This is a genomic window from Ochrobactrum sp. Q0168 (assembly GCF_016427605.1).
Classification (GTDB): domain Bacteria; phylum Pseudomonadota; class Alphaproteobacteria; order Rhizobiales; family Rhizobiaceae; genus Brucella.
On the sequence record NZ_JAELXQ010000034.1, the window covers coordinates 1 to 6,920 of the forward strand.

Below are 6,920 nucleotides of genomic sequence, written 5' to 3' on the forward strand. Positions count from 1 at the left end.
GTCGCCATCAACAAGGATGAGGAAGCGCCGATCTTCCAGGTTGCCGATTACGGCCTCGTCGGTGATCTCTTCACTGTGTTGCCGGAGCTGCAGAAAGCTCTCTGACACATTCAAAAAACATCCCTATTGCCTGAGTTATCCAGGCGATGGGGATGTTTCATCGTGACCAATCGCGGGAATAAAGCCGTGATAACGATGCTTGACTGGCAATCAGATGGCTTCGTCTGGTGCGCGATTACCTCATTCGCCAATGCCTGCCCGGATTTACGCGATCGCACGCTGCTGATCAACGGCGTTTCCAAGGCCTATGCGATGACCGGCTGGCGGCTCGGCTATGCGGCGGGGCCGGAGGACCTGACCAAGGTTCTGAACAAGATGCAGTCGCAGAGCACGACCTGCCCGTCCTCGATCACGCAGGCTGCGGCCGTTGCCGCGCTCAACGGCCCGCAGGATTTCGTGACCAACGCCGTTGCCGAATGCAAGTCGCGCGGAGAGCTCGTCGCCAAGGGCTTTGCCGCCACTCCGGGGCTTGAGGTGAGGGCGCCGGAAGGGGCTTTCTATCTCTTCCCGAAATGCGCCCTATATCAGCAAGGTGGCGCCGGATGGCACGGTCATCACCAATGACACGGCGCTTGCTTCGTACCTTCTGACTGAGGGCATGGTTGCGACCGTGCCGGGGGCTGCTTTCGGCGTCGAGCCCTATATCCGCCTGTCGTTTGCGACCTCCCGAGACAACCTGACAATTGCCATCGAGCGCATCGGCCAAGCTCTCGCACGACTTCAGTAAGGAGAAAAGCGCTGAAGCTACTTCGAGGTTCCCATCGGTCGGAAGTCGGCTTTGAGCCAGATCTTAATGTCGTGAAGCAATCTGTACATACTCCGGGGAGTAGAGATCTATGAAGGGAAATAGGCTTAAGGAGATCTGGTCGAAGGGCGGTTGTGCCTTGAAGAAGGGACGCCCTCCGCTGGCTCTGACAGCGAAGACGCTGGTTCCCCAGCAAGGGGAGTGGCTTCAATTTGTTATGTCAAACGAACGGAGATGCCCCCGTCTGCAATCATCGGGCTCCCGGTCGTGAAACTGGAACGATCTGAGAGAAGGAACAAGGCCGCTTGCGCAATCTCTCTTGCAGCGGCCATTCGCTTCATGGGATGCAAACTTGCAATGAAATCCAAAGCGCCTGGGTTCCCTTCGCCGCCGCTTGGTGTGATGGTGCCGCCAGGCAACAACGCGTTGATACGTATGCGCTCGGCGGCATGGTCCGATGCTAGCGACTGTGTCAGGCCGATCAATCCGGCCTTGGATGCCGCGTAAGCCCCCATCCCCGGCAAACCACCATTGCTGAAACCCACGAATGATGCAGTGAAAACAATGGAGCCTTGTCCGCGCGCTCTCATTGCTGGTATCTGCGCCTTGGCGGCCAAAAAGGCACTGGTCAGGTTTACCGTGATGACATTTGTCCAGTTGTCGATGCTCATGTCAGGAGTGGGCTGCATCTCGCCAATAATGCCCGCATTGTTAAATGCGCCATCCAGCCCGCCAAACTCTTTAGTGGCAAGGTCAACAAGCGCGTCGGCGTATCCCTCATCCTTTACGTCGCCTGCCAAAAGCAGAGCTTTGCCATGAGTTCGATTGATTGTCCTCGCGAGCGCCTCAAGCTCCCCGGTTCGACGCGCGCCGAGAACCACATTGGCTCCCTCAGATGCGAATAACTGTGCCGCTGCGGCGCCGATCCCGCTGCTTGCACCCGTGACGATGATCGTTTTGTTTTCCAGTTCCATGACGTGTTTCTCCTGTACATTGTGTCATGGCAGCCTAGCGGGACAGCAAATAGCGCAGCCATCCGAATGTTGCTTTCAAACTGTTTTGATGAAAGCTCGACATTAATTTCATAGAATTCTCGATTTCATCGATCTTGTAGACCAGCCAGTGGTTTCGCTTCCCCCAAAGCTGGCATGGGTCCTTGCTGACGCGTGTTGATTGGCGGGATAACACGTGGCGATAGTGCAATAGTTCGATCTTGAGCGCGGCATGGAATGTATTTCGTTGCAATCTTCGATTCATCCGTGGATGAGCTGAACTGCAGTTTCGGCCTCCAGTGTTGCGGAGATGCGGATGTAGCCCGTTTTCAGGATTTTCACGAAGGCTTCCGACATACCGTTAGACTGCAGGCTAACCACTGGCGTAAAGCAGGGCGTCAAATTGAGGGCTTGGGCAAACCACCTCGTGTCCCTTGCGGTGTAGGCCGAACCATTGTCGGAGAAATGCTCGATAGCATGCGGAGCCCGCGTTGCTGCGAACCGCTTTTCGACCGTCTCCAGCATCATGTCGCGCACTTCCGGTCCAGAGACGCGGCGATCCGGTGCCGATGAAGGACGGGCGCGGTCTCGAAATGAGCCCGCCTACCCGAAGATCTTATGCCTTGCGGACGCGAGCGCCGGAGTTGTAAAGGAGGGCAAACGGCGCACGATCCAGCGGCCCTGCCCAAGTTTAGGATCGGCGCATTGATAATCGCCTGTACCTCGAGCAAAGCAGGATCATCATCGGATTCTCTTCGCGTGAAAGAGTCATTCATTCCTCTCTCGACGTCATCGAGACGGATCTGTTGTCCGCTAATAAATCCTAAAAACCGCCTTTTACGAGTGGGGCTTAAGGCTCCCGCGAGGAGGGAGAGCCGATGCGATTGCAGTACCAGCAAGCCTTGCTGACGCGAGGAGCCGGTCCAGACTGTGTCCGTGCCGGGCCTTGGCGGAAAGCCCAGACATTGTGGTACTCATGAAGTCGGTTATTTGGTCGGCGTCGTCATTATACCGAGCAGCAACATAGTCCCGAATCATCATTTCAGCCGAACGATTGGCCATGCACGCCAACTCTCGCGCCTCCGGGTCGTTGCTGCGAGTACCTTCCAAAACCAGACAACCTGTCGCTGACCTGTTCTTGGAATACCGCCGTGCGGCCTCCTCCAACAATTCCGCAAGCGCTTCGGCCACTGGGCGGTCGTCCCGCAGGATTTTAGCAAATGGGATGGCCCCGGTCTCCGACCACCGATCGACAACACGGGCATAAAGTCCGGCTTTGCTGCCAAAAACTGCATAGAAACTGGGCGGATTGATCCCGAGTGCTTCGGTGACATCAGTAACATTGACCGCATCATAGCCGCGAGCATGAAAAAGATCCTGAGCGACGGAAACCGCATCTTGCGGGTCGAAGCGCCGGGGCCTGCCACGCGGTTTTGCACTATTTGTACTCATTATTACAAAATTCCTTGACAACGAAGATTCTAAATTTATGTAACAATGACTACATTAATTTACAAGGAATTCCATATGTCGGCCTTTCAAGGGAAATCAGCGCTTGTGCTCGGCGGCAGCCGCGGAATCGGAGCGGCCATCGTCGAGCGCTTCGCGGCAGAAGGGGCAAAGGTAACGTTCACTTATTCTAGCTCTCAGGAAGCCGCCGAACAGTTGGCAGCGGCAACAGGTGCAGCCGCTGTTCAAACGGACAGCGCTGATCGTGATGCGGTTATAGCTCGCGTCCGTGACAGTGGTCCCTTGGACATTCTGGTGGTAAATGCCGGGATCGGAATCTTCGGCGACGCATTGGACCAGGATCCGGACGCGATCGACCGCTTGTTTAAGATCAATGTACATGCACCCTATCACGCCTCGGTCGAGGCAGCACGCCAAATGACCGAAGGAGGGCGGATCATCATCATCGGTTCAGTGAATGGCGACCGCATGCCAGTGCCTGGAATGGCTTCCTATGCGGTGAGCAAGTCAGCTCTTCAAGGACTGGCGCGAGGACTTGCTCGCGACTTTGGTCCCCGCAGCATTACCATCAATGTGGTCCAGCCCGGACCGATCGACACCGACGCCAACCCAGCCGACGGCCCAATGAAAGAAAAATTACACAGTTTCATGGCCATCAAGCGTCACGGACGTCCGGAAGAGGTCGCAGGCATGGTTGCCTGGCTTGCGGGTCCAGAAGCGGGCTTCGTAACCGGGGCGATGCACACCATCGACGGCGCATTCGGCGCGTAAGACCTGGAGTAGAAGCGATGACGTCAACGGGCGTCATCGGCGCAAGGGAGGTGGGCAGCCAGATTGGTCGCGCCGGCATTGGAGCGCGCTACCACGTCGTCGTCGTCAACTCGCGCAGACCGGAAACGCTCTGCGCACTGGTTGCCCAACTCGGTCTTGCGGCCGGAGTGTGATCGACGCCATGAATAAACAGACTGGTGTGGAGAGCCATAAAAAGTATTTGCTCGGCTGTGTAAGAATCTTCGTGCCGCTTCCCTTCCCATAGGGCCTCAGCTTTGAGGCCGACGAGCCATGTAATCACCTGCGCGCGCGACCGACGCAATCAGGCTAATTCGTCCCCGTCAGCAGCGTCATGAGCTCGTCGGCATTCCTCAATGCGAGGCCAGTTTTCTCGAATCCATGACGTAAAGCCTTCAAGTGCCGGAAGCATGCTGGCTCCCATTTCAGTCAATTGGTATTCCACGCGCGGTGGCACCTCTGGAAAGTAGTGCCTAACCAGAAGACCATCCCGCTGCAGGTTTCGCAGCGTGAGCGTCAGCATTCGCTGCGTGATGCCGTCGATTCCGTTCTTCAACTCCGAGAACCGGAGCTGATGTCCTTCCGCAAGGGCCAAATGCGACATGACGAGGATAGTCCACTTATCACCCAACCGGGCCAGCACGCTATTGGGCGCGCACGGCTTGAAGAATGGCTTGTTGTTTCTCTCTTCGTATGGCCGACCGTGGATCTGCTTTTCCAAAGGTATCATTCCTGTGCCTGGGGCTAAAAAATGTGCCGTCTTCCGGCCTTCTCCCAAAGGTATATATGGGTAACCCGTGTTCAATAGGTGGGTTACAATATGACTGATAATAAGTCTCCAATCCTGGTCTTTGGTGCAACGGGGCAGCAAGGCGGGTCGGTCGCCTCGGCCTTGCTGGAGTTGGGTTGGCCCGTGCGGGCTCTGGTTCGTATTCCGGCCTCGACCAAGGCTCAATCCTTGCGCGATGCCGGGGTAGAGGTGCGGCACGGTTCGTTCGAAGATAAGGCGTCTCTTAAGGAGGCAATGAGCGGTGTGCATGGCGTCTTCAGCGTCCAGCCAAGTTCTCCTGGCGGGACCGTCACCGACGAGGAAGAGGTGTCCTACGGTATAGCTGTCGCGGATATCGCAGTGGAGTGCGGCGTGAAGCATCTCGTTTACTCTTCGGGCAGCGCTGTCCGCGAGGAGTCATCAGGTGTCGCGCACTTTGACACGAAATCCGAAATCGAGAAACACATCCGCACGCTCCCGATCAAGTCAACCATCGTGCGCCCAGCAACGTTTATGGAACTACTGACTATGCCTGGCTTCGGCTTGAACGAAGGACGCTTCGAATTCTTCATGAAACCGGCGCAGACGATGCAGGTGATAGCAGTAGAGGACATCGGCAGGATCATTGCCGCCGTGTTCGACGACTTCGATAAGTACGCTGGTCAGACTTTCGAGATCGCGGGCGACACGATCTCGGGTTCCGACCTGGAGAAATTTTTCACTGCTGCGGCGGGGCGGGCGATCCCGTACTCCCGTTTCAGCGACGAACTCCTCGCATCGAACCCGTTTCTGCGAAAGCTTACGGCTATGATGGACGACGGACGCCTAGCCGGGCGCGCCGATTTCAGCCTGATGCGCCAGCTAAATCCGCGCCTCCAGACGTTTGAAGCGTGGCTTGGGGACCAAGGCCGTTCGTCATTCGAGCGCGCGCTCGCTTCATCCAAGGCCTGGGACTATGACAAATGACATCAGCAAGGACCCGCCTGTCGCGGTTATATTTTAGGAAAGTTGCAGATCAGAGACGCGATGGCGGCGATCACAAAAAGCCGTAATCCTGTTATGTTGGAAGAGGGACCATGCCCAAACAATTGCAAGGCTCGTTGGGTCACAGATCAGAAGGCGATCTTCCAACCGGCTGATGTTACAGGTAACAGACCATTGGCCAATCGCGGCGTCTGTTGCACATGGACTTTGCGTTGCGAGCATGAGCCAGTGGCGCGAAACGATTTCCGTGCTTGTGGTGGGTAAAAGGCCTCCTGCATATCCCCAGTTCCACAGAAAGCTTTGAAGTATAGCCTTCGATCTTTGATGCGGTGTCGCTGACGGTGACATTGTTCAGTTGGAGCATTATTCCCTTCTGGCGGTTATAAACGCAAAAAGTGTTCATAACCGTCAAAGATACCCAAACCTGCTGTTTTAACAACGTTTTTAAGAGGCGATCTTTACAGTTGTAAAGGAGGTTGGCGTGGTGGGGAATCGCTATCAACTGGGTTCAGGCCTGCCGAATATGACGGCCTGGTTTTAACCGGAGAGATGAGTGTGGATCAGCTATCAGCAGCGTTAAATGAAGCCCTTAACTCAGACAATTTTAACGTCTGGCCACATGTCATTGCGCTGGCGGCCGCTTATATCCTGGCTCTGCCGATAGGATGGCATCGTGAAAGGCAGGAGCGAAGCGCTGGCCTTCGCACTTTCCCACTCGTAGCAGTGGCAAGTTGCGGTTTTATTCAGGCGACCGAAGAGGTTACGACAGACAGCCCGGAAGCGCTTGCCCAAATTATGGAAGGTGTAATTACGGGTATGGATTTCATTGGGGGCGGGGCGATATTGCGGTTAAGCTCTTCTGTGAAAGGAACCGCTACGGCCGCCAGTCTATGGGCAACAGGTGCTATCGGTATCGCCTGTGCTGCAAACGCCTTTGATGTTGCCGTCATCATTATGGCGTTTGCTTTGCTCACGCTCATATTCTTCTCAAACGGGAAATCTGTTTCAGACAAGGCGGCGGAAGGCAAAATCAGCCAATGACAACAGGTGTCCACCGCGCTGACCGATGGACGGGTGCATTTTGCTCGCTAATCGTCCCTCTTGACGCGCG

General features: G+C 55.8%; 9 protein-coding genes and 2 pseudogenes. 7 read left to right on the forward strand and 4 right to left on the reverse strand.

Going from position 1 to position 6,920, the window contains the following annotated elements:
* The 3 genes and pseudogenes from JAU75_RS23700 to JAU75_RS24180 all read left to right on the forward strand — a co-directional run.
* A pseudogene (locus JAU75_RS23700) lies at positions 1-105 on the forward strand (electron transfer flavoprotein subunit alpha/FixB family protein); the annotation flags it as partial.
* Between the two features lie 90 nt (positions 106-195).
* Positions 196-624, forward strand: coding sequence for an aminotransferase class I/II-fold pyridoxal phosphate-dependent enzyme (locus JAU75_RS24175; RefSeq protein WP_247880612.1), 429 nt, complete (start codon positions 196-198; stop codon positions 622-624).
* Positions 593-787, forward strand: coding sequence for an aminotransferase class I/II-fold pyridoxal phosphate-dependent enzyme (locus JAU75_RS24180; protein WP_247880611.1), 195 nt, complete (start codon positions 593-595; stop codon positions 785-787). The genes JAU75_RS24175 and JAU75_RS24180 overlap by 32 nt, the downstream gene beginning before the upstream one ends.
* 233 nt (positions 788-1,020) lie before the next feature.
* On the opposite strand, the gene JAU75_RS23710 is transcribed toward JAU75_RS24180, so the two are convergent.
* The 3 genes and pseudogenes from JAU75_RS23710 to JAU75_RS23720 form a co-directional block, all read right to left on the reverse strand.
* Positions 1,021-1,779 (reverse strand): SDR family oxidoreductase, encoded by a 759-nt coding sequence (locus JAU75_RS23710; protein WP_199058931.1) that lies wholly within the window; start codon positions 1,777-1,779, stop codon positions 1,021-1,023.
* A 282-nt stretch (positions 1,780-2,061) separates the two neighbouring features.
* A pseudogene (locus JAU75_RS23715) lies at positions 2,062-2,349 on the reverse strand (IS3 family transposase); the annotation flags it as partial.
* Positions 2,350-2,634: 285 nt separating this feature from the next.
* Positions 2,635-3,249 carry a TetR/AcrR family transcriptional regulator gene (locus tag JAU75_RS23720; RefSeq protein WP_210339402.1) on the reverse strand — a complete coding sequence of 205 codons (615 nt, stop codon included), beginning with the start codon at positions 3,247-3,249 and terminating at the stop codon, positions 2,635-2,637.
* Positions 3,250-3,324: 75 nt separating this feature from the next.
* On the opposite strand from JAU75_RS23720, the gene bdcA reads away from it, so the two are divergent.
* Positions 3,325-4,038, forward strand: coding sequence for an SDR family oxidoreductase (gene bdcA, locus JAU75_RS23725; RefSeq protein ID WP_199058932.1), 714 nt, complete (start codon positions 3,325-3,327; stop codon positions 4,036-4,038).
* A gap of 17 nt (positions 4,039-4,055) precedes the next feature.
* Positions 4,056-4,211 (forward strand): hypothetical protein, encoded by a 156-nt coding sequence (locus JAU75_RS23730; protein WP_199058933.1) that lies wholly within the window; start codon positions 4,056-4,058, stop codon positions 4,209-4,211.
* A 149-nt stretch (positions 4,212-4,360) separates the two neighbouring features.
* On the opposite strand, the gene JAU75_RS23735 is transcribed toward JAU75_RS23730, so the two are convergent.
* Positions 4,361-4,786 (reverse strand): winged helix-turn-helix transcriptional regulator, encoded by a 426-nt coding sequence (locus tag JAU75_RS23735; protein WP_371836242.1) that lies wholly within the window; start codon positions 4,784-4,786, stop codon positions 4,361-4,363.
* A gap of 90 nt (positions 4,787-4,876) precedes the next feature.
* Between JAU75_RS23735 and JAU75_RS23740 the strand changes: the two genes are divergently transcribed.
* Both JAU75_RS23740 and JAU75_RS23745 read left to right on the forward strand, forming a co-directional pair.
* Positions 4,877-5,791, forward strand: a complete 915-nt coding sequence (locus JAU75_RS23740) for an NmrA/HSCARG family protein (protein WP_199058935.1) — start codon at positions 4,877-4,879, stop codon at positions 5,789-5,791.
* A gap of 567 nt (positions 5,792-6,358) precedes the next feature.
* Entirely contained in the window at positions 6,359-6,850 is a 492-nt protein-coding gene (locus tag JAU75_RS23745; RefSeq protein ID WP_199058936.1) for an MgtC/SapB family protein, read from the forward strand.
* Positions 6,851-6,920: the final 70 nt, after the last annotated feature.

Bases quoted from the DNA above. Each gene is read 5' to 3' on its own strand.
- JAU75_RS24175 (WP_247880612.1), top strand. From the start codon at position 196: ATGCTTGACTGGCAATCAGATGGCTTCGTCTGGTGCGCGATTACCTCA.
- JAU75_RS23710 (WP_199058931.1), bottom strand. From the start codon at position 1,779: ATGGAACTGGAAAACAAAACGATCATCGTCACGGGTGCAAGCAGCGGG.
- JAU75_RS23720 (WP_210339402.1), bottom strand. From the start codon at position 3,249: ATGAGTACAAATAGTGCAAAACCGCGTGGCAGGCCCCGGCGCTTCGAC.
- bdcA (WP_199058932.1), top strand. From the start codon at position 3,325: ATGTCGGCCTTTCAAGGGAAATCAGCGCTTGTGCTCGGCGGCAGCCGC.
- JAU75_RS23730 (WP_199058933.1), top strand. From the start codon at position 4,056: ATGACGTCAACGGGCGTCATCGGCGCAAGGGAGGTGGGCAGCCAGATT.
- JAU75_RS23735 (WP_371836242.1), bottom strand. From the start codon at position 4,786: ATGATACCTTTGGAAAAGCAGATCCACGGTCGGCCATACGAAGAGAGA.
- JAU75_RS23740 (WP_199058935.1), top strand. From the start codon at position 4,877: ATGACTGATAATAAGTCTCCAATCCTGGTCTTTGGTGCAACGGGGCAG.
- JAU75_RS23745 (WP_199058936.1), top strand. From the start codon at position 6,359: ATGAGTGTGGATCAGCTATCAGCAGCGTTAAATGAAGCCCTTAACTCA.